General features: G+C 69.3%; 25 protein-coding genes. 17 read left to right on the forward strand and 8 right to left on the reverse strand.

Features of this window, described 5'->3' with window-relative positions:
- The first annotated feature begins 60 nt into the window (after positions 1 to 60).
- The gene (locus tag AB0K21_RS38280) at positions 61 to 1,521 is read left to right on the forward strand and encodes an amidohydrolase family protein (RefSeq protein ID WP_364157107.1); all 1,461 of its coding nucleotides are present in this window, start codon (positions 61 to 63) and stop codon (positions 1,519 to 1,521) included.
- 57 nt (positions 1,522 to 1,578) lie between these two features.
- On the opposite strand, the gene AB0K21_RS38285 is transcribed toward AB0K21_RS38280, so the two are convergent.
- The 3 genes from AB0K21_RS38285 to AB0K21_RS38295 all read right to left on the reverse strand — a co-directional run bounded on the left by AB0K21_RS38285 (position 1,579) and on the right by AB0K21_RS38295 (position 4,512).
- Positions 1,579 to 2,328: a TetR/AcrR family transcriptional regulator gene (locus AB0K21_RS38285; RefSeq protein WP_364157110.1), complete on the reverse strand. Its 750-nt coding sequence runs from the start codon at positions 2,326 to 2,328 to the stop codon at positions 1,579 to 1,581.
- Positions 2,328 to 3,620: a cytochrome P450 gene (locus tag AB0K21_RS38290; protein WP_364157113.1), complete on the reverse strand. Its 1,293-nt coding sequence runs from the start codon at positions 3,618 to 3,620 to the stop codon at positions 2,328 to 2,330. Before AB0K21_RS38290 ends, AB0K21_RS38285 begins: the two co-directional genes overlap by 1 nt.
- Positions 3,621 to 3,846: 226 nt before the next feature.
- A complete protein-coding gene (locus tag AB0K21_RS38295; protein WP_343961309.1) occupies positions 3,847 to 4,512 on the reverse strand; it encodes an AIM24 family protein in 666 nt (221 codons plus the stop codon).
- A gap of 147 nt (positions 4,513 to 4,659) precedes the next feature.
- Between AB0K21_RS38295 and AB0K21_RS38300 the strand changes: the two genes are divergently transcribed.
- From AB0K21_RS38300 to AB0K21_RS38360, 13 genes are all read left to right on the forward strand, one after another.
- A complete protein-coding gene (locus AB0K21_RS38300) occupies positions 4,660 to 5,685 on the forward strand; it encodes an aldo/keto reductase (protein WP_364157116.1) in 1,026 nt (341 codons plus the stop codon).
- Positions 5,686 to 5,985: 300 nt separating this feature from the next.
- The gene (locus AB0K21_RS38305) at positions 5,986 to 6,819 is read left to right on the forward strand and encodes a CPBP family intramembrane glutamic endopeptidase (RefSeq protein WP_364157119.1); all 834 of its coding nucleotides are present in this window, start codon (positions 5,986 to 5,988) and stop codon (positions 6,817 to 6,819) included.
- Positions 6,816 to 7,970 carry a histidine kinase gene (locus AB0K21_RS38310; RefSeq protein ID WP_343961316.1) on the forward strand — a complete coding sequence of 385 codons (1,155 nt, stop codon included), beginning with the start codon at positions 6,816 to 6,818 and terminating at the stop codon, positions 7,968 to 7,970. The genes AB0K21_RS38305 and AB0K21_RS38310 overlap by 4 nt, the downstream gene beginning before the upstream one ends.
- Positions 7,967 to 8,626 (forward strand): response regulator transcription factor, encoded by a 660-nt coding sequence (locus AB0K21_RS38315; protein ID WP_343961319.1) that lies wholly within the window; start codon positions 7,967 to 7,969, stop codon positions 8,624 to 8,626. Before AB0K21_RS38310 ends, AB0K21_RS38315 begins: the two co-directional genes overlap by 4 nt.
- A gap of 217 nt (positions 8,627 to 8,843) precedes the next feature.
- A complete protein-coding gene (locus AB0K21_RS38320) occupies positions 8,844 to 10,103 on the forward strand; it encodes a hypothetical protein (RefSeq protein WP_343961321.1) in 1,260 nt (419 codons plus the stop codon).
- Positions 10,104 to 10,298: 195 nt separating this feature from the next.
- A complete protein-coding gene (locus AB0K21_RS38325) occupies positions 10,299 to 10,916 on the forward strand; it encodes a TetR/AcrR family transcriptional regulator (protein WP_364157124.1) in 618 nt (205 codons plus the stop codon).
- On the forward strand, positions 10,916 to 11,116 hold the full coding sequence (locus AB0K21_RS38330) for a ferredoxin (protein WP_364157127.1): 201 nt from the start codon (positions 10,916 to 10,918) through the stop codon (positions 11,114 to 11,116). The genes AB0K21_RS38325 and AB0K21_RS38330 overlap by 1 nt, the downstream gene beginning before the upstream one ends.
- A 1-nt stretch (position 11,117) precedes the next feature.
- Positions 11,118 to 12,407 (forward strand): cytochrome P450, encoded by a 1,290-nt coding sequence (locus AB0K21_RS38335; RefSeq protein ID WP_364157130.1) that lies wholly within the window; start codon positions 11,118 to 11,120, stop codon positions 12,405 to 12,407.
- Positions 12,408 to 12,867: 460 nt separating this feature from the next.
- Positions 12,868 to 13,515, forward strand: coding sequence for a class I SAM-dependent methyltransferase (locus AB0K21_RS38340; RefSeq protein WP_343961378.1), 648 nt, complete (start codon positions 12,868 to 12,870; stop codon positions 13,513 to 13,515).
- Positions 13,516 to 13,776: 261 nt separating this feature from the next.
- Complete coding sequence (locus tag AB0K21_RS38345; RefSeq protein ID WP_364157133.1) at positions 13,777 to 14,568, forward strand: hypothetical protein; 792 nt, start codon at positions 13,777 to 13,779, stop codon at positions 14,566 to 14,568.
- Positions 14,565 to 15,182, forward strand: a complete 618-nt coding sequence (locus tag AB0K21_RS38350; RefSeq protein WP_343961382.1) for a hypothetical protein — start codon at positions 14,565 to 14,567, stop codon at positions 15,180 to 15,182. Before AB0K21_RS38345 ends, AB0K21_RS38350 begins: the two co-directional genes overlap by 4 nt.
- A gap of 162 nt (positions 15,183 to 15,344) precedes the next feature.
- Positions 15,345 to 15,650 carry an antibiotic biosynthesis monooxygenase gene (locus AB0K21_RS38355; RefSeq protein WP_343961384.1) on the forward strand — a complete coding sequence of 102 codons (306 nt, stop codon included), beginning with the start codon at positions 15,345 to 15,347 and terminating at the stop codon, positions 15,648 to 15,650.
- A 423-nt stretch (positions 15,651 to 16,073) separates the two neighbouring features.
- The gene (locus tag AB0K21_RS38360) at positions 16,074 to 17,216 is read left to right on the forward strand and encodes a hypothetical protein (protein ID WP_364157138.1); all 1,143 of its coding nucleotides are present in this window, start codon (positions 16,074 to 16,076) and stop codon (positions 17,214 to 17,216) included.
- Positions 17,217 to 17,223: 7 nt separating this feature from the next.
- On the opposite strand, the gene AB0K21_RS38365 is transcribed toward AB0K21_RS38360, so the two are convergent.
- From AB0K21_RS38365 to AB0K21_RS38375, 3 genes are all read right to left on the reverse strand, one after another.
- The gene (locus tag AB0K21_RS38365; protein WP_364157141.1) at positions 17,224 to 17,634 is read right to left on the reverse strand and encodes a VOC family protein; all 411 of its coding nucleotides are present in this window, start codon (positions 17,632 to 17,634) and stop codon (positions 17,224 to 17,226) included.
- A 72-nt stretch (positions 17,635 to 17,706) separates the two neighbouring features.
- Positions 17,707 to 18,087, reverse strand: a complete 381-nt coding sequence (locus tag AB0K21_RS38370) for an AraC family transcriptional regulator (protein ID WP_364157144.1) — start codon at positions 18,085 to 18,087, stop codon at positions 17,707 to 17,709.
- Positions 18,088 to 18,168: 81 nt separating this feature from the next.
- Positions 18,169 to 18,438 (reverse strand): winged helix-turn-helix domain-containing protein, encoded by a 270-nt coding sequence (locus AB0K21_RS38375; RefSeq protein WP_364157147.1) that lies wholly within the window; start codon positions 18,436 to 18,438, stop codon positions 18,169 to 18,171.
- Between the two features lie 859 nt (positions 18,439 to 19,297).
- On the opposite strand from AB0K21_RS38375, the gene AB0K21_RS38380 reads away from it, so the two are divergent.
- The 3 genes from AB0K21_RS38380 (at position 19,298) to AB0K21_RS38390 (ending at position 20,508) form a co-directional block, all read left to right on the forward strand.
- Positions 19,298 to 19,579 (forward strand): hypothetical protein, encoded by a 282-nt coding sequence (locus AB0K21_RS38380; RefSeq protein ID WP_364157150.1) that lies wholly within the window; start codon positions 19,298 to 19,300, stop codon positions 19,577 to 19,579.
- A complete protein-coding gene (locus tag AB0K21_RS38385; RefSeq protein WP_364157153.1) occupies positions 19,576 to 19,896 on the forward strand; it encodes a hypothetical protein in 321 nt (106 codons plus the stop codon). The genes AB0K21_RS38380 and AB0K21_RS38385 overlap by 4 nt, the downstream gene beginning before the upstream one ends.
- A gap of 258 nt (positions 19,897 to 20,154) precedes the next feature.
- On the forward strand, positions 20,155 to 20,508 hold the full coding sequence (locus AB0K21_RS38390) for a hypothetical protein (RefSeq protein ID WP_364157156.1): 354 nt from the start codon (positions 20,155 to 20,157) through the stop codon (positions 20,506 to 20,508).
- Positions 20,509 to 20,528: 20 nt separating this feature from the next.
- Here AB0K21_RS38390 and AB0K21_RS38395 read toward each other — a convergent pair whose 3' ends face one another.
- Both AB0K21_RS38395 and AB0K21_RS38400 read right to left on the reverse strand, forming a co-directional pair.
- Positions 20,529 to 21,068, reverse strand: coding sequence for a YdeI/OmpD-associated family protein (locus AB0K21_RS38395; RefSeq protein ID WP_364157159.1), 540 nt, complete (start codon positions 21,066 to 21,068; stop codon positions 20,529 to 20,531).
- Positions 21,065 to 21,472, reverse strand: coding sequence for a VOC family protein (locus tag AB0K21_RS38400; protein ID WP_364157162.1), 408 nt, complete (start codon positions 21,470 to 21,472; stop codon positions 21,065 to 21,067). Before AB0K21_RS38400 ends, AB0K21_RS38395 begins: the two co-directional genes overlap by 4 nt.
- Between the last annotated feature and the right edge of the window lie 67 nt (positions 21,473 to 21,539).

Raw genomic sequence — 21,539 nt, forward strand, 5'->3', positions numbered from 1 at the left:
GGAGTACGGACATGCGTCCGGCAACCCGATCTGATCCGCGCGCGGTAAGGAGTTCTGGTGATGAGCGAACGGATTCGGTTCGAGCCCGGCCGGCCGACGGTGCTGCGCGGCGGCACGGTGCTGCCGATGGACGACGGGCGCCGGGTGCTCACCGACACCGACGTCCTGGTCGTCGGTGACCGGATCGCGGCCGTCGGGCCCGGGTTGCCCGTGCCGGACGGCACCGCCGAGATCGACGCGACCGACGGCATCGTGATGCCCGGAATGATCGACACCCACCGGCACATGTGGCAGACCGCGATGCGTGGTTACGGTGCCGACTGGACCCTGACGCAGTACTTCGTCTGGTACTACCTGGAACACGGCAGGCTCTTCCGGCCCGAGGACGTCCACGCCGGTAACGTGCTGGCCGCCATCGAGGCCATCGACGCCGGCGTCACGACCGTCGTCGACTGGTCACACGGTCTCCAGACGGTCGACCACGCCGACGCCGCCGTGGACGCGCTGCGGTCGGTGCCCGGCCGGTTCGTGCTGGCCTACGGCAACATCCAGCAGGCACCCGCCGAATGGAGCGCCGCACCGGAATTCCGCGACTTCGTCCGACGGCGGATCACCGGGGACGACATGCTCGGCTTCCAGCTCGCCTTCGACGTCACCGGCGACCCGTCCTTCCCCGAGAAGCCCGCTTTCGAGGTCGCCCGTGAGCTCGGCGTCGGGGTCACCACCCACGCCGGCGTGTGGGGGGCCACCGGCGACGACGGCATCCGGCTCATGCACGACCACGGTTTCATGACCGCCGAGACGGTGTACGTCCACGCCGCCTCGCTGTCCGCGGACTCCTACCACCGCATCGCGGCCACCGGCGGCTCCATCTCGGTCTCCACCGAGAGCGAGCAGAGCGCGGGCCAGGGCTATCCGCCCACCTGGGCCGTCCGGGCTCACGGCATCCCGGTGTCGCTGTCGATGGACACCAGCGTCTGGTGGAGCGGCGACCTCTTCTCCGCCATGCGCACCACGCTCGGCGCCGACCGCTCCCGCGAGCACATGGAGGCCCACGCCAAGGGCGACACCGTCACGCACTGCGGGCTGCGCGCCGAGCAGGTCGTCGACTGGGCCACCCGTGGCGGTGCGCGTGCCCTCGGCCGTGACGGCGAACTCGGCACCCTGGAGGCAGGCCGCAAGGCCGACGTCGTCCTCATCAAGAACGAGCGTTCACCGGTCTCGTTCCCGCTGCTCAATCCCTACGGCCATATCGCGTTCCAGGCCCAGCGGGGCGACGTGCACACCGTCCTGGTCAACGGCCGCGTCGTCAAGCACGAGCACCGCCTGCTCGGCGTCGACCTGGCCGCCGCCCGCCGACAGGTCGAGCAGACCGTCGAGTACCTGCGGACGACGATGGGAGAGGAGACGTGGCGGCAGGGGATGAATCCCGACGTCCCCGAGACCACCCTCCTCGACAACCCCTACACCTACACCGACTACCACAGCGACTCGACCCACGCCCGCCGGGAGTCCGAGTAGCGCCGGGGCCTCTGGAGATCGCGCGGGTCGCCCCTATCGCGATGTCGCGGGGTCGCCTTACCCGTTCGCCGTGCCGGGGCGGTCCAGCCCGGCGCCGAATTCGGCGATCGCCATGTCGAACCGCTGCCCCAACACGTCCGTGGGGGGTGTCCGGTCCGGGCCCGCGGCCGGTTCGAGCCACTGGTCGGTGACGACGCGCAGCGCCGCCAGGAGGGCGGCCGCGCACACCGCCGGGTAGACGGAGCCCGCCGCCCGGCCGTCGACCCGGCCGTCGACCCGGTCGGAGGCCGGGGGCGCCGCGGGCGGATCGCGGTGGAGACCGACGCGTTCGGCGATGGCCTCGGCCAGGGCCTTCTCCTGGGCGGCGAGCACGGCCATCTGCCGGGGTACCAGTGACGGCGCCTTGCGGATCAGCCGCAGTGCCTCGATGTGGTCACGGCTCAGCGTGTCGCTCCGGTCCATGATGACGAGCACCGCCTCGCGGAACGCCCGCAGGACCGATTCCGTCCGCGGCCGGTTCCGGAACTCGGTGACGAGCGCCTCCGCGGCGGCCGCGGTGGAGGCCATCACGGCTTCTTCCTTGCTGGAGAAGTAGTTGAAGAAGGTCCGCAGCGCGATGTCGGCCTCTTCGGCGATCTGCTCGACGGTGACGTTCTCGACTCCGTGGCGTACGGACAGGCGCAGTGCCGCCTGGCGTAGCGCGGCCCGGGTGGCCTGCTTCTTCCGTTCGCGGCGCCCGGTGACCGGCGCTGAGGCGTCGGCCTTGGCGGTGCGGGTGTTCACCGCGGCCGATGCGGGGTGGGACATCAGGACCAGGCCACCGGTAGCGAGTGCACTCCGAAGATGAGCATTTCGTTGCGCAGCGGCACCTTGTCGGCGGGTACGGCGAGGCGCAGGTCCGGCAGGCGGGTGAACAGCTCGCCGAGCCCGATCCGCATCTCGACGCGGGCCAGTTGCTGACCCAGGCACTGGTGGACGCCGTGTCCGAAGGCCAGATGCGGGGTGCGGGGGCGCTGAAGGTCGAGCCGGTCGGGTTCGGGCCAGTACCGAGGGTCCCGGTTGGTCTCGGGCGTCGCGATCACGACCGTGGCGCCGGCGGGGATGTCCACTTCGCCCAGGGTGACGGGCTCGGTCGTGACCCGGCTGACACCGAGCTGGATGATGGTCAGGAAGCGCAGCAGTTCCTCGACCGTGTTGTCGATCAAGGTGGGGTCGGCGCGCAGCGCGGCGAGCTGCTCGGGGTGCTCCAGCAGTGCGAACGTGCCCAGGCCCAGCATGTTGGCGGTGGTCTCGTGACCGGCGCCGAGCAGAACGAGGGCCATGTCGACGAGCTGGGCGTCGGTCAGCGGCGGGTCCGCGTCGTGGACGAGCCCGGAGAGCATGTCGTCGGTGGGCCTGGCGCGCTTGTCGGCCACCAGGCGCTGGATGAACGCGTAAAGCTCGGCGCCGGCCTGGGCTCGTTCCTCCTTGCCGGTACCGGTGTTCAACGCGATGGCGGTGCGTTCCTGGAACTCCGCCCGGTCGGCGTAATCGACGCCGAGCATCTCGCAGATGACCAGCGAGGGGAGCGGCAGTGCGAACGCCGGCACGAGGTCGGCCTCGGTGCCCGCCGCCTTCATCGCCTCGATGTGCTCGACGGCGATCTCGGTGATCCGCGCCTCCAGCGCCCGCATCCGCCGCACGGTGAACTGGCCCGTCAGCAGCCGCCGCAACCGGGTGTGCTCCGGCGGATCCATGAAGACGAAGAGCCCGTCTTCGCGGCTCTCGACGCTCGGCGGCGGTTCGTAGGTCTCCTTGGCCGCCATCTCGGCCACCTCGTGCGGTTGCAGCTGCGTGGCCTCGCGATGGCGGACCCGGTCGGCGCTGAAGCGCGCGTCGGCCAGCACGGTGCGGGCCTCGTCGAAGCCGGTCACCAGCCAGGCCTGCGCGCCGTTGAGCAGCCGCAGCGGCTGGACAGCGCCCTGACCGCGCCGTTGCCGCAGGCCGGGCGGCGGATCGAACGGGCAGCGCCCCCGCTCCACCATGTCCGCGGGCAGGACCCGGCGCATCGCCGTGGGGGCGGCGCCCGGCGACTCCTCCCTGGAGTTGGCATTGCTCATCAGCACGTCCTGTTCCCGGGCGGGCGATCGGCCGCCCGTGCGGTAGGGGCCGGCCCAGGCTACTGGAAAACATGCACGGTGCGCATTAATGCCTGTCATGCATACTCGTGGGTGGAAAGCGCGACGAGCTGGAGCGACCGCGGCCGGGCAGAGCGGAGAGCGCCGCCGGCCCATCCGCCGCGGGTACGGCACCGGTCGCCGACGGCCCCGGACAGGTCAAGGGCGTCTACTGTGCCGGCACCACCGGCGGGCCCTCGCTCGCCTGGACGAGGACGAATCCCTGGCCCTGGAAGGCGAGCTGCATGGCCTCGCCACTGCCACGGCCGATCAGCGCGCCGACCTTCATCGTTCGGTTGACGCCCACATGCAGGCCGGCACTCCAGCAGACCGCGGACTGGCCGTCGGCGAAGGTCGGCATCTGGGAGGTGTCGAGGAGCACCGGCGTGCCGTGCGCGGTGACCGCGACCCAGCCGGTGCCCTTGATCGTCATGTTGAACAGGCCGCCCGCGGCGATCCCCGCGCCCTGCACGCGCTGGATGTCCCAGGTGAGCTGGGGGTCGAAGGCCAGCAGGTTGCGGCCGTTGACGGTGAGGGCTTCGTTCTCCAGGTAGAACAGGTGGATGTCGTCGGCGTTGTCGGCCAGGAACAGCAGGCCCTGCCCTCTGACGCGCATCAACGGGGCGCCCTCGCCGGTCACCATCTTCTTGAACAGTTTCCCGACCCCGCCCGACCCCTCGTAGTCGAAGTCCATCTGGCCCTGGAAGGCGACCATCGACCCCTGCCTGGCGAGCACCTCGTGCGGTAGCCGGACGCGAAGCATCTTGGAGTTCTGCAGGGCGAAGTTGGCGGGAACCTGCTGAGAGTCCAGGTTCCCGAAGAGTGCGCTGCGCATGAGACTCCTTTTGATGAAGGTGGTCGACATGGGTAGTGACGAACGGGGACAGGATTCTGGTTCCTGGGAGCCCTGCGATGCTGGTGGTCGCGGGCGTCACGTCGCCCCGGGGGAGGTTCCTTCGTATCGGCTATGAGAGGGCGAACAATGCGCACCACGACGCTCGGTCCCGACGGTCCCGAGGTTGGCGTTCTGGGTCTGGGCTGCATGGGGATGAGTTTCAGCTACGACCTGGCGACCCCGCGGGACGAGGCCACGCTGATCTCGGTGATCCACCAGGCGCTCGATGCGGGCATGACGCTGCTCGACACCGCGGACGTGTACGGGCCGTTCACCAACGAGGAGCTGCTCGGCCGGGCGCTGGCGGGCGGGCATCGGGAGCGCGCGGTGCTGGCCACCAAGGTCGGCACACTCACCCGGGACTCCGAGGGCAACCCCGTTCAGGGCCTGGACGGCCGCCCGGAGCACGTCCGAAGGTCGATCGATGAGAGCCTGAGCCGGCTCGGCACCGATCATGTGGACCTCTACCAGCTGCACCGGGTGGATCCCGAGGTGCCGATCGAGGAGACCTGGGGAGCGCTGGCGGAGACCGTGGCAGCGGGCAAGGCGCGCCACATCGGCCTGTCCGAGGTGACGGTGGAGCAGATCGAGCGGGCACGGTCGGTGCACCCGGTGACCTCGGTGCAGTCCGAGCTGTCGTTGTGGACCCGGGACTGGATGACCGAGGTACTGCCCTACTGCACCGAGCAGGGCATCGCCTTCCTGCCCTACTCGCCCCTGGGCAAGGGCTTCCTCACCGGGCGGTTCTCCTCGTTCGACGACCTGCCCGTGGAGGATTTCCGGCGGAGACTACCGCGCTTCCAGCAGGAGGCGCTGCGCGCCAACCTGGACATCGCGGTCCGGGTGCGTCGGATCGCCGAGCGCGTCGGCGCCACCCCGGCCCAGGTGGCGCTCGCCTGGGTGATGGCCCAGGGGCAGTACGTCGTTCCCATCCCGGGGACCAAGACCCCGAAGTACCTCGCGGAGAACGCCGGAGCGGCGGAGGTCGAGCTGAGCCCGGCGGATCTGGCCGAACTCGATGCCCTGCCCGCGCCGCGGGGTGACCGCTACGGGGCAGCGGACCCGGCCCGTCAGCCGTCGTGGAAGGACTGGTCGGCCGCCTCTCGCGGGTGATCTCCACGCGGCCCTTCCCGTCACCTGGTCTTCCCCCGATCGATGCCATGGTCTCTCCTCGCCGCTGGAAGCCTGATCGTTCGCGGCTCGCTCCCCGGGCGGTCAGGTCGAGGCGGTCCGGGGTTCCCCGGTGCGGGTCCCTACCGGGCTCTCCATCGGGGCTGTGGAACAAGGTCCTTGTCCCCCGTGCGAGCTACCCGCGAATGTCCACCGCGCGGTGACGATTCCAAACCGTCGGATCCATAGCGTTCTCGACGTAGCCGCGGCGCTCCGGCCGCGGGATCTCACAAGGGAGTCGTCATGCGCCTGTTGAAGCAACTCGTGGCCGTCGCGGCGGTCGCCTTCGTCGGCAGCATGGGCGTGGGCGCGGTACAGGGGAACACCCTTCTCACCCTGATCCTCGGTGTCGCGACAGCCGTGCTCGCGGTGTTCGTGTACGCCCGGGTGGTGCGCTGGTCCGAGCGCCGCGAGCCGGTGGAGGTGGCCACGAAAGGTGCCGCCGCCGCCGTCGGCCGGGGGACGCTGATCGGCATCGGGATGTTCGTGGCCGTCATCGCGAACATCGCCGTCCTGGGCGGCTACCGGGTCGTCGGCCAGGGCTCGGTGTCGGGCGCGGTCGCGCTGTTCGGCTTCATGGCCGCGGCCGCCGTGACGGAGGAGCTGATCTTTCGTGGCATCCTGTTCCGGATCATCGAGGAACGTGCGGGTACCTGGCCGGCGCTGACCCTGACCAGCCTGCTGTTCGGCCTGTCGCACCTGTTCAACCCGAACGCCAGCCTGTGGGGTGCGATCGCCATCGCGATCGAGGCCGGTGCCATGCTCGCCGCCGCCTACGCCGCCACCCGCACCCTGTGGGTGCCGATCGGCCTGCACTTCGGCTGGAACTTCGCCGCGGCCGGCATCTTCAGCACCGAGGTCTCCGGCAACGGCGCCACGGAGGGGCTGCTGCACGGCGCGACGTCAGGTCCGGCCCTGCTCACCGGTGGCGGGTTCGGGCCGGAGGCGAGCCCGTACGCGGTGGCGTTCGGCGCGCTGCTGACCATCGTGTTCATGTGGCTGGCCCGTCGGCGCGGCAACCTGGTCCCTCGCCGGCGCGGTGCCCGGACCGACGCGACCGCTACGCTCTCCCAGTGATCGATCTCCGGCGGGTCCCAGACCTGTGGCGGCGGTGCGACGTCACGGTCCGGGATTCTCCGTTCGCGCTGCTGCTGGCCGTCGCGTCGCTCCTGCCGGCGTTCCACGGCAACGGGACTCAGGTCGGTGACCTGCCGGCCCGCCCCTTCGACGCGCTGGCCGTCGTAGTGATCGCTCTGGAGTGCCTCCCGCTCACCGTGCGCCGACGGTGGCCGGCCCTCTGTCTCGTCCTGGTGTCGCTCGGTTTCGCCCTCGACCAGCTCCGCGCCTACCACACGTTCGCCGGCACCGCGCTGGCCATCGCGCTCGTGAGCGCGGGCGCCTATCTGGAACGTCACCGGCGCGTCACCATGGTCCTCCTCTCCGCGGCGTACCTGCCGCTGGCGGTCGCGCTCGACCGGCTCGGCTCGACCGAGGGGCCGGAAGGCTTCGTGGTGTTCTACCTGCTGCTGGTCCTGGCATGGGGCATCGGGGCTTGGCTGCGCTCCACCTGGGCCGCCGAGGCCGAACGCCGCCGCCACGTCGCCGAGGCCACCCGTGCCGCCGAACGCACCCGCATCGCCCGCGAACTCCACGACGTCGTGACCCACCATGTGACGGCGATGGTCGTACAGGCCGAGGCGGCACGCTACCTGACCGCGGTACCCGATCGCCTCGACACGACCCTGAGCGCCGTCACCGACACCGGCCGGCGGGCCATCAGCGATCTGCGGCACCTGCTCGACCTGCTCAACCCCGACCACGACAGCGATGTCAGGACGCCGCCCGTCGGTGAACTCTCCACGCTCGTGGAGCAGACGCGCCAGGCCGGGCAGCCGGTGGAGTTCACCGAGGAGGGCAAGCCGGCGGAGTCGGCCGGCAGTGCCGAGTTCGTGGCCTACCGGGTCGTGCAGGAGTCCCTGACCAACGCCCTCAAATACGCCCATGGCAACCGCACCGTGGTCCGCGTGCGCTACGGCGAAAAGGAGATCACCGTGGAGGTCGGCACCGACGGCTCCGGCTCACAGAACGGCTCGCCCGGCGGGAGCGGGCGGGGCCTCGCCGGGCTCCGCGAGCGGGTCGACGCCCTGGGCGGCGAGTTCGACGCGGACCGGCGGGCGGACGGCGGCTTTGCCGTGCGGGCACGCATCCCTGCGGGAAGCCCGTCGTGAACGCGCCGGTTCGGGTGCTGATCTGCGACGACCAGGCGCTGATCCGCACCGGGTTCGCGACGATCATCGGCGCGCAGCCCGACCTCGAGGTGGTGGGCGAGTGCGGGGACGGTCGCGCCGCGGTCGACCTCGCCCGCCGGCTGAAACCGGACGTGGTGGTGATGGACGTACGGATGCCGGTGCTCGACGGCATCGAGGCGACCCGCCTGCTGGCCGGTGCCGGGGTGGCGCATCCCGTCAAGGTGCTCGTGGTGACGACGTTCAACCTGGACGAGTACGTGTACGAGGCGCTGCGCGCGGGGGCGAGCGGGTTCCTGCTCAAGGACGCCCCACCGGCGCAGCTCCTGAACGGCATCCGTACCGTCGCGGCAGGCGCCGCGCTGCTGGCACCCGAGGTGACACGGCAGCTCGTCGGCAGGTACGCGTCGCGGATCCGTCCCACCGAGGGCACGCCGGACGACGTCGCGCTGACCCCACGCGAACTGGAGGTCCTGCGCCTCATCGCCGACGGCCTGTCCAACAGCGAGATCGCCGCGACGTTGGTGATCAGTCAGGAGACCGTCAAGACGTACGTGTCGCGCATCCTCACCAAGCTCGACCTGCGTGACCGCGTGCAGGCGGTGGTCTACGCCTACCGCAGGGGCCTGGTGACCTGAACCCGCTCACGCATGCCGTGGAAGGCGAGCCCGATCGGTGTCCGGCCCACCCGGTCGCTGGACGCTCGGTCTGAGCGAGCAAACACATGCTTGACGATCAGGGCGATACGCGATCTCTTAGGTGAAACGGCCGACCCTCAGGAGATCTTGACGTCATCGACGCGGCATGTTGTGATCCAGATATTCGTTATTTCATACTTGTTTAGTAGGAAATGGGGTGGCTGTGAGGTTTCTCCGGCGGGTGGCCGCGATGGCCGCGCTCCTGGTGGGCACGGTCGGTATCCAAGTCGTCCAGAGCGGAGCGGCGCACGCGGCCCTGCCCACCGCCGCCGTCGCGCTCGGCGACAGTTTCATCAGCGGGGAGGGCGCGGGGAACTACCAGCCCGTCGTCGACGCCTCCGGGACGGCGCAGGCCTTCCCCGGCTGGTCGGCGGCCAACAGCAACGCCTACTTCTGCCACCGGTCGGCGAACGCCTCGCTCTTCAAGGCGTCGCTCCCCGGCATCCAGGACCGCTTCAACCTCGCGTGCTCCGGTGGCCAGCCCGCCGACATCGCCAACCCCTCCAGCGCCCGCGCCAAGGGCCGCTCCGTCGCCTCGCAGCTCGATCAGCTACGCGCCGTCGCCCAGACCCACGACATCGACGTCGTCCTCATCGGCCTCGGTTCCAACAACACCCAGTTCACCTTCGGCGACGTGGCCACGGTGTGCGCCAACCGCTTCATCGCCGACGCCTGGACGGGCTGGTGGGAGTTCTGGGCCTACCTGGGCGGCGAGGTGCCGCAGGAGCCCTGCACCGTCTCGGACCTGGCCTCCGACGCGGAGGTCGCCACCGCCACCACCGAGACCACCGCGGCTCTGCGCCAGATCCTCGACACCCTCACCCAAATCGACGCCGACGGCGTCCACCGTGTGATCCTGCAGACCTACACCAACCCGCTGCCGCTCGATGTCGCCCCGCAGTACCGGGACGAGGACAACCGCACCGACACCCGCGACAAGTTCCGCGCCCTCGGTGCTGAGCGGTACGCCGCAGGCTGCCCGATCCACCGTGCGAGCCTCGCCCCCGGGCATGTGTTCTCCCAGAACCTCGGCTCCCTGGTCAAGAACGCCTACACCACGCTGGCGGCCGAGCGTCCGACGGCCGACCTGCGCGTACTGGACGTCCAGAAGGCCTTCGACGGGGCCCGGCTCTGCGAGAACCCCGGCAGCCCGACGGACGCGCTCGCCACGCCGGTCCGGGTGCAGGACGGGCCGTCCGGCACGTTCGTCACCAGCCTCTCCGGCTGGGACAAGATCGGCGTCCAGCGGGTGGCGAACACCTGCGTCACCTACTTCCAGACCTGCCAGGAGTCATGGCACCCCAACGCCGCGGGCCACGCCGTCCTCGGCCAGTGCCTGACCGGTGCCCTCACCGCCGCGTCCCGCACGATCGTCACCTGCGCCCGTAACGCGAACGGCACGCTCACCATCTCCTGACGTCTCCTCCGCCGGCCAGGAGCAGGGCAGCCTCGGGGAGGTCGAGGTCTTCGACGATTTCGGATGGAGGTAGCGGCTTCCCAGGGTGTAGCGCTGCGGGGTTTAGGGGGCAGGCCGAGCAGGGCTGCGATGGTGTCGCGGTGGTTGTGGGACAAGGCTCTTGACGAATTAAATGAATGCTCTTTTACTTCGTGCATGGGGCGTATCGCGGGTGTCACCGCCGCCGAGACCCGGGAGCGGCTGCTGGACGCGGCGGCGGAGGTCTTCGCCGAGCGCGGGTACGACGGCACGCGGGTGGCCGACATCGCCGCGGCCGCGGGAGTGAGCAACGGCGCGCTGTACGCGCACTTCGGCTCGAAGGCCGAGCTGCTGGTGACCGCACTGCGCGCGCACGGGCCACGGCTGCTCGCCGACCTGTTCGCCGCCGATCCCGACCGGTCGATCACGGATCTGCTGCTCGTCATCGGCCGCCGGCTGCCCCGCCGGCGCGACGCCCGAGGTTTTCTCATCGTCGAGGCGCTGGTCGCCGCCCGCCGTGACGAGGACGTCGCCCGGCCGATGCGTGACTACGTCGGCGAACGCTCCGACTGGCTCGCGGAACTGGTGCGCATCGCCCAGAACGACGGCGAGCTCGACCCCACGCTGTCGCCGGACGCGCTCGCCCACTTCTGCCTGCTGCTCGCGATGGGCAGCGCGCTCGTCCCGGCCGGCCTGCACGGGGTCGACGACGCGGAGTGGAGCACGCTGCTCAACCGGGTCGTGGCAGGCCTCGCCCCTGCTGACGACACCACCGCACAGAGCGGAGCACCGTAGTGAGAGTCCAGATAAATTCTGAAAAATGCCAGGGGCATGGCCGCTGCTACGACCTCGCCCCCACCCTGTTCACCGAGGACGAGGAGGGCTACGGGCAGGTCATCGCGGACGGCACCGTGCCGCAGGGAGATGAGCACGTGGCCCACCTGGCCGTGTCCAACTGCCCCGAACGAGCGATCGACATCGTGCAGGAGGCGTGACATGACCGGCGACGACCGCTTCACCCGGGACTTCCGGGAATCGCGGGCAGATCTGCCCCTCGGCACCCGCAACGAGATCATCACCGGCCCGGTCACGGACTGGGCGACCGACTTCTCCCACCTGGAACCCGAGTGGGCCGCCGACCCGTACCCCATCCAGGACGACCTGCGGCAGCGCTGCCCGATCGCGCACACCGACCGGTTCGGCGGCGGCTGGCTGCCCACCCGCTACGAGGACGTCGCCGCGATCGCGTACGACACCGAGCACTTCTCCTCGCGGTCGATCGTCATGAGCAACTTCCGGCCGCCCCGGGAGGCGGCACCGGTGGGTGGCACACCGCCGATCTCCTCCGATCCGCCGTTCCACCACGACGCGCGCAGGCTGCTGCTCCCGGCGTTCACCAAGAGCGCGGTCGCCAAGCGGGAGCAGGCGACGAGAGCGTTGTGCCACTCGCTCATCGACGGGTTCGAGGGACAGCCCACCGTCGACGCCGCTCGCGACTACGCCCAGTACATCCCGATGCGGGTCATCGCCGACATGCTCGGCTTTCCACCCGAGGACGGGCCGCGGTTCCGTGAGTTCATCGAGAACACGCTCGAAGGCGTCAACCTGCCGCCGGAGGAACGCCTCGCGCGAATGGAGAGTCTGTTCGACTACCTGCTCGCGCAGGTCCGTGATCACGTCGACAACCCGCGTGACGACCTGACGACCTACCTCGTCAACGCCGAGCTGTACGGCCGCAAACTCGACCCGTCGCACGTGGCCGGCACGATGGCCCTGCTGCTCATCGCCGGCATCGACACCACCTGGAGCGCGATCGGCGCGTCGCTGTGGCATCTCGCGAGGACTCCGGCCGACCGCGAGCGCCTGGTCGACGAGACCGCGCTGCTGCCGACCGCGATGGAGGAGTTCCTCCGGGCCTACGCGCCGGTCACGATGGCCCGGCTGGTCAAGGAGGACACGCACTGGAACGGCGTCGACATGAAGGCGGACGACTGGATCCTGCTGTCGTTCCCGGCGGCCAACCGGGACCCGGAGCAGTTCGAGCGGGCGGACGAGATCGTCATCGATCGCGAGGTCAACCGGCACGCCGCGTTCGGCCTCGGCATCCACCGCTGCGTGGGCTCCCACCTCGCGCGGATGGAGTTGCGGGTCGCCCTGGAGGTCTGGCTCGAACGCATTCCGAACTTCGGCCTCTCCGACCCGGCGACCGTGACCTGGTCCACCGGCCAGGTCCGCGGGCCACGGACACTTCGGCTCCGCATCGACCAGGCCCGGTCTCCGGCGTGAATCGTCCGTGCGTGGTGACAGACGCACCGTGAAGAACCGGTTGAAGCCACATCGGAAATAGCGCGGTTCAGCTGCGTCGTCCATCGCCAGATCGCCGTCAATCCGTCTCATCCCTGTTCTCGGTTTCCCGAACTGCAAGTTGACTGGTCGGGGGCATACCGGCGAACACCGATGAGTTCTTCCGTCGCTCATTGGCGTCAATCAGGCTGATCTTGTCATCGGTGGCGGCGAGGCTGACGGTCAGTTGCTCGACGTCGCCCAGTCATCCTTCGCGTTCGGCTTCGGCGATCCTGGCGCGGAGGTTCTCGCGGATCGCCTCCAGGCGGGGCCGTTCACCTGGCCCCATGATCAGTACCGGGCATCGAACGCACGTTCCGCTGAACTGGCGGTGGCCAGGCGAGCGGGTGGGAGTGAAGATCGTGATTCTCTTGTCTCGGCGTCGGGAACTACTGTCGCGGGCATGGTTGAACACGATGTGCTCAGTGCCACCCGCGAGGCCTACGACGCCGCTGCCCCCGTGTACGCGCAGCTGTTCCGCGGCGAGCTGCGTGACAGGCCTCTGGACCGCGCGATCCTGAGTGCCTTCGCCGAGCTTGTAGGCGCGAGTGGTGACGGTCAGGTCGCGGACCTGGGGTGCGGCCCCGGCCATATCACCGCTTATCTGGATGAGTTGGGGCTGGCGGCGTTTGGCGTTGACGCCTCTCCTGCGATGATCGAGTTGGCTCGACAGGCCTATCCGGGCCTGCGGTTCGACGTGGGCTCGATGGCCGCGGTGAACATCGCTGACGGAGTGCTGGGCGGCGTACTCTCGCGTTGGTCCGTCATCCACACTCCACCGCAGGAACTCCCCGTCATCCTGGCGGAGTTCCATCGCGTGCTGGCACCTGGCGGCCACCTGCTGATCGGCTTTTCGGCCAGCGACGATCCGTCTCACCCGACACAGGTCTTCGATCACACAGTCGCGCCGGCCTATCGGTGGTCGCCGGATCACCTCGCCGCGATGCTGCGCGAGTCCGGGCTCGCCGAGGTGGCCCGGATGGTGCGCCGGCCTCAGCCCACCGACCGACGGCAGTTCCAGGAGATTCACCTGCTCGCCCGCAAAGCCTAGGCAGGGGTGGCCGTCGAGCCGGGGTGCGGCAAGCGGTGCTGGACGCCTTACTCGTGCAACGTGTCTGATTACCGAGAGTCCCCCAAGCTGAATTCGTGAACCCTCCGGGCGCCGAGGTGCGACAGGCAGATGTGAAATCAATGAGAAGCCGGCTCCGATGAGCGGCCGCGGGAGTTCGAGGGTCGCCGAAGGCGACCGTGAAGCGTTCGAGGTGCATGGCGACCCGTCGTTGTCCGGAGACGCCGTGACGGAGGTGGCGGCGTGACCGCCGAGGTGTTGGACGTGTCCGGATCGCGGGTCGTGCCGCCGCTCGCTCTGAACGAGGCCTGGCGGCTCCTGCGGCATCCGCTCACCCTGCTGGGCCTGGCACTGTGGACACTGCGGGGCATCAGCGTCGGCTGGGCGGGGCCGCGACCCGCGTTCACCGCGCTGGCCTCGGAGATGACCATCTTCTGGGGGGTTCCGGTCTTCTTCGCCGCGAACCTGGTCGCCGGTGCCGCGCGGCGGGCCGAGGAGACGCTGTCGGTCGTCCCCTGTGACCGAGAGCGGCGCACCGCCGCGCTCTGTCTCGCGGCTCTCGGCCCGTTCGCACTGACCTGTGCGGCGCAGGCCCTGCTGGCCGGGCTCTACGTGATCACCGGCAACGAGCTGGAGCGTTTCCCGTCCCTGGCGGAGCTGGGCACCGGGCCGCTGAACGTGCTGGGGGCCTGCCTGCTCGGGGTGGCCGCCGCCCGGTGGCTGCCGTGGCCGGGGACGTCGGCGCTCGTCATGCTGGCGCTGATAGCCTTCAACAAGATCATGATTGACCACGGGGGCCGGTACATGCTCGGCTTCTACCTGGACTTCACGATCTGGGGGCCCGCACCGTACCTCGCCCCGGCGGGGTTCATCCCCGGGCACGCCGGTCCGCACGCTCTCTACCTGCTGTCGCTCGCCCTCGGGGCGGGGGCGCTGGCGATGCTCAGGGACACCTCGCGGCGCGGGCTCTGGCTGGGGGCCGGGGCGGTCACGGTGCTCTGCGTGGTGATCACGGGCATCGGGCAGCTTCCATGATCCGCCTGACTCAGGCGGCCCTGCTGGCGAGGCTGAGCGGCAGGGTGATCCGATGGCAGCCGCTGCTGGGTGCGCTCCTGCTCACCGGTGCGATCCTGGCCTGGCCCCATGACGAACCGCTCACCTGGAAGGGCGCGGTCTGGTCGTTGCGAGCGATCGCCGCTCTGATCACACTGGCCGTGGTGTTCGTACTGGACGACGCGGCGGCCGACATGCTGGCGTCGGTCCCGCTGTCGCTGGGGGTACGTACCGCGCTGCGGGTGGGGTTCGCGCTGGTGTGGATTGTTCCGATCTGGGGGGTGTCACTGCTGGTCCTGGCGCCGGATATGCCGACGGTGTGGATCCTGTGGTCAACGGTGGAGCTGGCGGGGCTGCTCGCCGCAGGGCTGGCCGGCGCCGCGCTGGCCAGGAGACGCGGCATGCGGGAGCCCGGTGTCGTGGCGGCGCCCGGTGTGGCGGGCGGATGGCTGCTGCTGTTCACCCTGCCGGGGCCGGTCGCGATGTTCACACTCCGGCCGCAGGATTGGACGGGGGCGCATCTCCGCTGGTCGCTGCTACTCGTGGCGGGTCTCGCGGTGCTGATCCGGATGTCGCGTGACCCGGCGCGGAGGTGAGCCGGGGACCGTTGGGCTGGACGAGGAGTCCCCGGCCTCCAGAAAGCCATCCGGGCGGCCGACCGGCTCGTCAAGGCATGAGGTGCCGAGGGCCGGATCATCTTGCCGACACAGTGTCGCTAAAATGCTGAGGTCAGCCGTCCCGATTCCCGAAGGATCACCATGTACGTCGTTCACAATCGCATCGAAGTCACCGCCGAACGGGCCGCCTCTTTCGAGGAGGCCTTCAGCGCCAGCATGCGCGCGACGCTCGCCGGGGTGCCCGGTCTCCAGCGCAGCCTGCTGATGCGCCCGACCAAGCCCGGGGACCCGTACGTGTCGACCATGGAGTTCGACTCGGCCGAGGACTTCCGCGCCTGGATGAAGTCCGACTCCTTCAAAGCCGCCCACTCCGATGCCGACGCGCCCGGCATGCAGGCCCCCTCGGCGATCGAGCTGTTCGACGTTCTGGAGGACTTCTCGGCCTGAACCACGGTCATGGGCGTTCGGCAGCACATCTGGTGGCCGCTGCGGTCGGAGGCGCGTGGCCGCTCCGACATCTTGTCGGGCACGTTGTCCGGCTTCGCCTTTCGCGTTACTCAGCGGATTCTAGATTGACTTTCATGACGGTAAGAGGCGGTGCGGGGCGGCGGGCGGTGCGGGTTCACGCGCCTGCGTTCGCCGCGTGTGCCGAAGTCGTGTCCGTCCGAGCCCGTGGAGCACTGTGCTCGCCGAGCTACGCGAGGCCGCGCCTGGGAGGGCGGTCGTCGCACGCGTGCGGGGAGAGGGGCCGCTGCCCGAGCGTGATCCTCGTACGTCGGCGCAGCGGTCGAGATCCACGGGCCCGGTGGCGGACCGTCCACGACCACCTCCTGAAGCTCAAGCATCCGACCGCCGTGACGAGGACATCGCATGATCACCAAAGGCACTGTCGACCGCCTCATCCGCTTCGACAGCGGAGGTCTGCCGGTTCTCTCCATGTACGTCGCCGTCGGCTTTGACGAGTTCGAGGCCGTCCGTACCCGGGTGAACAGCCTTGTCACCCAGATCCGCCCGCTCACCGAGGACCAGTCGCTCGACCGGCGGGCACGACTCTCGTTGCGGCAGGACATCGAACGTATCGAGGGCATACCGGAGCTCGGGCGGGGCACGGTCGGCGCCGTCGCGGTGTTCGCGTGCGGCGAGGGTGACCTGTTCGAGGTCGTGTCGCTCCCGCGCAAGGTGCGCGACCAGGTCGTGGTGGACCAGACTCCGTACGTCCGTCCCATGCTCGCGGTGCTCGACGAGTACCACCGCTGCTGCGTCCTGGTCGTCGACAAGGAGTCGGCCCGCGCGTGGGAGTTGTACCAGAAGGAGATGCGCGAGATCGGCGAGGTGCGAGGGAGCGTCCTGCGCAAGCCCGACTACGGTGGCTGGGCCGGTTTCGCCGAGTACACGGTCCGCAACAAGGCCGATGACCTGGCCAAACGCCACTATCGTCAGACCGTGGGTCTGCTCGACAGGCTCTTCCGCACCGAGAACTACGACCTGCTGGTCATCGGTGGCCAGCGCAATGAGGTCACCGTCTTCCTGGACTTCCTGCCGCACCGGCTGCGCCCGAAGGTCGCGGGCGTCTTCAACGTCGACATGGGCAAGGTGGCGACGTCCGAGGACATCCGGGAGAGCGCCGAGCGCATCGTCGCCGACTACGAACGTGCGGAGGAACGCCGTCTGGTGCAGGAGGTCTTCGAGAAGGCCGCCGTCGGCGGCAACGCCGCGATAGGGATCGACGAATGCCTGTGGGGCGGCACCACCGCCGCGATCGGCACCCTGCTCATCCAGGACGGTGCCGAGGTCCCCGGCGTGGTCTGCGACGAGTCCGGCTGGCTGGCCCGCTCCGGCCAGACCTGTCCGCTCTGCGGCGGTGCCACGCGCCAGGTCCCCGACGTCCTCGACGAACTGACCGAAACGGTCATCAACGAAGGCGGCTCCGTCGAACACGTCGTCGTCGACACCCAACTGAAAGACCACATCACAGCCGCCGCCCTCCGCTTCCCCCTCCCTCCGAGACCGTGACGGTCCATCAGGTCCGCAACTGGGTGAAGCGGAGGTTGTTGCCGAAGGGGTCACGGAAGCCGCAGTCGATCCCGTACGGACGATCGGTGGGTTCGTCGGTGAACTCGACGCCCCGGCTCAGCAGGGTCTCGTACGTCTTGCGGCAGTCGTCCGTGGTGAGGATGAGCAAGCCACCCATCGCGCCCTTGGTCAGCAGTTCGCGGACCTGCTGTGCGGTCTCCTCGGACATCGCCGGGCCGCCCGGCTTCTCCAGCAGGACCTGGCGCTCCGGGTAACCGGGAACGCTGACGGTCAACCAGCGCATGAAGCCCATGTCGACGTCGGCGTTGACCTCCAGGCCAAGCTTGCCGACATAGAAGTCAAGGGCCTCGTCCTGGTCGAGGACGTATATCTGCGAGTGCGTGATGGCGTTGAACATGCGCGTCACGCTACCGGGCAGGCCGGCCGAAAACTTATCCAAAACAACTCGGTCGACGGACGGTACGGGTGGTCAGGCGTTCGGTCGCATCCAGGCCATCGTGAAGCACGTCGGCACGTTCATGGCCACCGCTTCCTTGCGGTAGGTCCTCGGCGACCGGCCGACGATGTCGCGGAAGGTACGGCTGAAGGTTCCCGGGCTGCCGAAGCCGACTTCGAAGCAGATGTCCGTCACACTGCGGTCGGTCTCCCGCAGCAGGAACATCGCCCGCTCGATACGGCGGCGCTGCAGGTAGCGGTGTGGCGTCTCGCCGAACGTGGCCCGAAAGGTGCGTGTGAAGTGCGTCTCCGACACATGGGCGATCCGGGCCATGGCGGGAACGTCCAGCGGCTGCGCGTAGGCGCGGTCCATCGCGTCCCGAGCCCGGAGCATCCGGCGATTGGTCTCTTCCACAGCACGGCTCACAGCGCTATGACACCACTGTTCCCACCATCTATGACAGATCCGTTTTCCCCGTGACCGCCGCCGCGTTGATCAGTTGGCCTGCTGCGTCCCGTCGGTCGGCCAGTTCTCCCGCTCGTTGACGAACGTGCCGCGACCTTGCACGGTCACCGTCCATCCCTGTTCGCCGAGGTGCCGCATCGCCCGGCGGACGGTGCCCCGGCTCACGCCGTGCTCCTGCTGTAGCTGTGTTTCCGAGGGCAGCACCTGCCGCGGCTGGTAATCGCCCGCTTTGATCTTCGCAGTGATGATCCCGGCGAGCTGATCCCACAGGGGCTCGGGGTTGAGCTGGTCGACCGTCATGGATGAAACGTTACGGACGTGTCGGATGGCCAAGGCGGACGGTCCGTATTGAACAGGCTGTACGAGTAGAACGAGATAGACGTACAGTAGTGTCGTAGTCACTCAAAGCAACGACCCCGGCAGGCGCTGTAACGCCGTACCGGGGCCTTGATCAGGAAGTGAGTCCTGACCCGTGAACAACCCTAGCGCTCCGGTTCTCGACCGGACCGTGACGAGCGGCTGTGATTGCTTCGCCGATGCGCTGCCGATGCCGATGGGCTGTGCCGTCTGCGGGCACGCGCCCTATGCGCACGGCTGCTCCGACCAATCCGCCGATCACGAGTACGCGCAGCCTTCCGGCACGCTGATGGCGGTTCGCCTGGAGGCCCGCCGCACCGGAGACCGTTGCCTGCTCTGCTTCGAACTGCCCGTGGCCTCGGCCGACGAGGCTGTGCCTGTAGCGGTTCAGCGGCCGGGTGAGCAGACCTCGGCTGAGGTGGCGGCATCGGTGCCCGCGCGGTGGTCTGCTGAGCAGGTCCCCGCCGAGGTGATTCCACCGGTGTCCGTCCAGCGTCGTCCCGAACGGCCCCCGATCGCCGAGCCCGCCCTACCGACGCGGACGCCCTGCCGTCTTCGTCCGGTGCTCCCATCCAGGTCCGCCCACACCAGACCGCCCTGGCTTGGTCACCGGCGCCGCCTCATGCCAGGCCCCAGGCGAACGGCCACCCGCGCCCTGCGATGCGCGGTGGTTATCCCTTTTTCGTACCGGTCACCCGGCCCGTACGACGTACCCCTCCACGTCCTTGCCCGCTCCACAAAGCGGGCCCGTCCATCGCTGACAACGTCCGGACGGGCCCTTGATCGGATCGAGGTCCAACCAGTGAACGATGGTAAATCCATCACCCCTGAGCCCAGGCCGGAATCGACCATTCCCGGCTGGCGGCTGATTCTCAGCGATGCCGGACGGCTGTGGGCCAGCCGGGAGCAGCCCTTCTGCGCCCTCGCCTTCCACGCCGGGGCCGAACGCACCGTCGACGCCGACAGCCTGGAAGCGCTCCAGGCCGAGACCGACCGGCAGGAGGCCATCGCCAAGGAGGCCAACGCCCAGGCGGCTGCCGCCACGGAGACACAGGGACAGGCCGCCGGGCAGGTGATCTCATGATCCGGCGACGGACCACCCGCCCTCGCGGACGCCACCGCGACGGCCAGGTAGCCGCTCCCGTACCCCACTACACCTGGGACCACGAAGCCCGCGCCGAAGCGGCAATGCTGGAGATCACCTGGCCGGGCTGGGCCGTGCTCTACGGCACCGGCAGCCGCCTGTTCCACGCCATCGCCACCTGGCCCACCCCGGAACCGCTGCTTCTCTGTGACCGGACCGTCGAGAATCTGAAGGTGCAGATGCGCGAGGCCGAGACGACCGCGCTCCTGCATCGCTGGGCCCTCACCTCCGGCTCGACCACCATCGGCCACTTCTGAGCAGGCACGGTGGCCCTCCCTTCCCCGGGCTGGGCCGCCGTGCCACAGGCGACGCACCGCACAGGCGCGAAGGAAGTAGGTGATGTCATGCGGGGCAAGGCGAAGCCGAGCGGTGCGGGAGTCCTCTTCATAGCGAGGACTGCCATCCTTTTTGACGCGTGATCGCCTACGGTGAGGGGTGGTCACCGTCCGATCCGAACAGCGGACGGAGCGTGAGGGGCTGGCCGAGGTGCGCGGCTGCTGGGATGGAGGAGTTCGGTGAAGTACGCAATAAAGGTCGCACTGTCGGTTCGCGGTGATTTCGATGATCTGGGTGATCTTGCCGAGGGCATCGCCGATGAGCTCGCCGGCCTGCAGGACTGCAACGAGTCTCTGCTCGACTTCGCCTTCGGCTCTGATGCGACAGACAGCACCGTTGAGTTCGAGCTCACAGTCAAGGCCGGCAGCGTCGACGAAACCGTCGAGGTGGGCGGGAGCTGGCTTCGCACTGCGATCCATGCCACCGGCGGCTGCACACCGGGTTGGGAGGATTGCGGTCCACGAGAGCACGCCCTGGTCTACGAACTCGACGACAGCGGGGTCAACGTAAGACCCCTGGAGCGCATCCGGTAGAGGTCGGAACGGGTGACGATTCACTCCAGCAGGCTGGAGATCGTCTTCTGTAGGCGGGCCGCGCGTCCGGCCGGGGTTCTGGTCTTCAGCAGCGGCAGGATCAGCAGGTAGCGGCCGGTCTTGTCGAGGGACTCGAAGCGGGCGGCGGCCCGCGGGTCGGCCGCCAGTGCCTCGGCCAGGTCGGGCGGGACGGTGGCGTCGCGCTGGGTGGGGTAGGCCGCCGCCCACCGGCCGTCCGCCCGGGCGGCGGCGACCTCCGCCAGGCCGGGCGGCCGCATCCGTCCGGCGGCGGTCAGCGCCTCCACGTGCTCGACGTTCACTCGCGACCAGGGGCTGCCCTTGCGGCGGCGCGAGTACCGCTGCAGGAAGCAGTGCTCGTCGTAGGACCTGCGGTGGCTGTCGATCCAGCCGTAGCAGAGCGCGACCTGCAGCGCCTGCCCGATCGTGATCAACGCTTCGGCCGATCCCTTCCTAGCGATCTTCAGCCAGACGCCGCCCTCGGACTCGTGGTGCTCGGCCAGCCACGACTCCCACCGGGCGGCGTCCGCGAAGTGCATCATCGGCCCAGGATCTCCAGGTAGTGCCGGTTGTACATGATGCCCAGCACGTTGCCGAACGGGTCGACCACGGACGCGGTGACGAAACCGGGGCCGTACTCGGTGAGCGGCGTGTGCGGCGTGGCCCCCAGGGACAGCAGCCGGTCCAGGGTGGCCCGTATGTCGTCCACGTGCCAGTGGACGATCGCGCCCCCCGGGGCGGCGGGTGCGCCCGGCGGGGCGTAACGCCGGTCGATGAGGCCGAGTTCGGCCTGGTAGTCGCCGATCCTGAACTCGTAGTAGGCGGCCGGCTGCCCGTTGCCCGGACGCTCGAAGTACGGCTCGATGTCCAGCAGTTCGACGTACCACTTCTTGGCGGCCTCCAGGTCGTCGGCCCAGAAGCTGACGGTGGCCAGTCCTCGCAACATCGGCGGTTCCCTCTTTCGGTCGGTGACAGTGACCATGTTCCGCTCCAAAGTGCTCACCAATTGAGCA

Origin of the sequence: Streptosporangium sp. NPDC049248, assembly GCF_040678965.1 — a bacterium.
GTDB classification, from domain to species: Bacteria; Actinomycetota; Actinomycetes; order Streptosporangiales; family Streptosporangiaceae; genus Streptosporangium; species Streptosporangium fukuiense.

Excerpts from the sequence above, each read along its gene's own strand:
- AB0K21_RS38350 (WP_343961382.1), top strand. The coding sequence starts at position 14,565 with ATGATCCGCCTGACTCAGGCGGCCCTGCTGGCGAGGCTGAGCGGCAGG.
- AB0K21_RS38395 (WP_364157159.1), bottom strand. The coding sequence starts at position 21,068 with ATGATGCACTTCGCGGACGCCGCCCGGTGGGAGTCGTGGCTGGCCGAG.
- AB0K21_RS38340 (WP_343961378.1), top strand. The coding sequence starts at position 12,868 with ATGGTTGAACACGATGTGCTCAGTGCCACCCGCGAGGCCTACGACGCC.
- AB0K21_RS38355 (WP_343961384.1), top strand. The coding sequence starts at position 15,345 with ATGTACGTCGTTCACAATCGCATCGAAGTCACCGCCGAACGGGCCGCC.
- AB0K21_RS38325 (WP_364157124.1), top strand. The coding sequence starts at position 10,299 with ATGGGGCGTATCGCGGGTGTCACCGCCGCCGAGACCCGGGAGCGGCTG.
- AB0K21_RS38305 (WP_364157119.1), top strand. The coding sequence starts at position 5,986 with ATGCGCCTGTTGAAGCAACTCGTGGCCGTCGCGGCGGTCGCCTTCGTC.
- AB0K21_RS38300 (WP_364157116.1), top strand. The coding sequence starts at position 4,660 with ATGCGCACCACGACGCTCGGTCCCGACGGTCCCGAGGTTGGCGTTCTG.
- AB0K21_RS38365 (WP_364157141.1), bottom strand. The coding sequence starts at position 17,634 with ATGTTCAACGCCATCACGCACTCGCAGATATACGTCCTCGACCAGGAC.
- AB0K21_RS38295 (WP_343961309.1), bottom strand. The coding sequence starts at position 4,512 with ATGCGCAGCGCACTCTTCGGGAACCTGGACTCTCAGCAGGTTCCCGCC.
- AB0K21_RS38280 (WP_364157107.1), top strand. The coding sequence starts at position 61 with ATGAGCGAACGGATTCGGTTCGAGCCCGGCCGGCCGACGGTGCTGCGC.
- AB0K21_RS38375 (WP_364157147.1), bottom strand. The coding sequence starts at position 18,438 with ATGACGGTCGACCAGCTCAACCCCGAGCCCCTGTGGGATCAGCTCGCC.
- AB0K21_RS38385 (WP_364157153.1), top strand. The coding sequence starts at position 19,576 with ATGATCCGGCGACGGACCACCCGCCCTCGCGGACGCCACCGCGACGGC.
- AB0K21_RS38290 (WP_364157113.1), bottom strand. The coding sequence starts at position 3,620 with ATGAGCAATGCCAACTCCAGGGAGGAGTCGCCGGGCGCCGCCCCCACG.
- AB0K21_RS38360 (WP_364157138.1), top strand. The coding sequence starts at position 16,074 with ATGATCACCAAAGGCACTGTCGACCGCCTCATCCGCTTCGACAGCGGA.
- AB0K21_RS38285 (WP_364157110.1), bottom strand. The coding sequence starts at position 2,328 with ATGTCCCACCCCGCATCGGCCGCGGTGAACACCCGCACCGCCAAGGCC.
- AB0K21_RS38400 (WP_364157162.1), bottom strand. The coding sequence starts at position 21,472 with ATGTTGCGAGGACTGGCCACCGTCAGCTTCTGGGCCGACGACCTGGAG.
- AB0K21_RS38335 (WP_364157130.1), top strand. The coding sequence starts at position 11,118 with ATGACCGGCGACGACCGCTTCACCCGGGACTTCCGGGAATCGCGGGCA.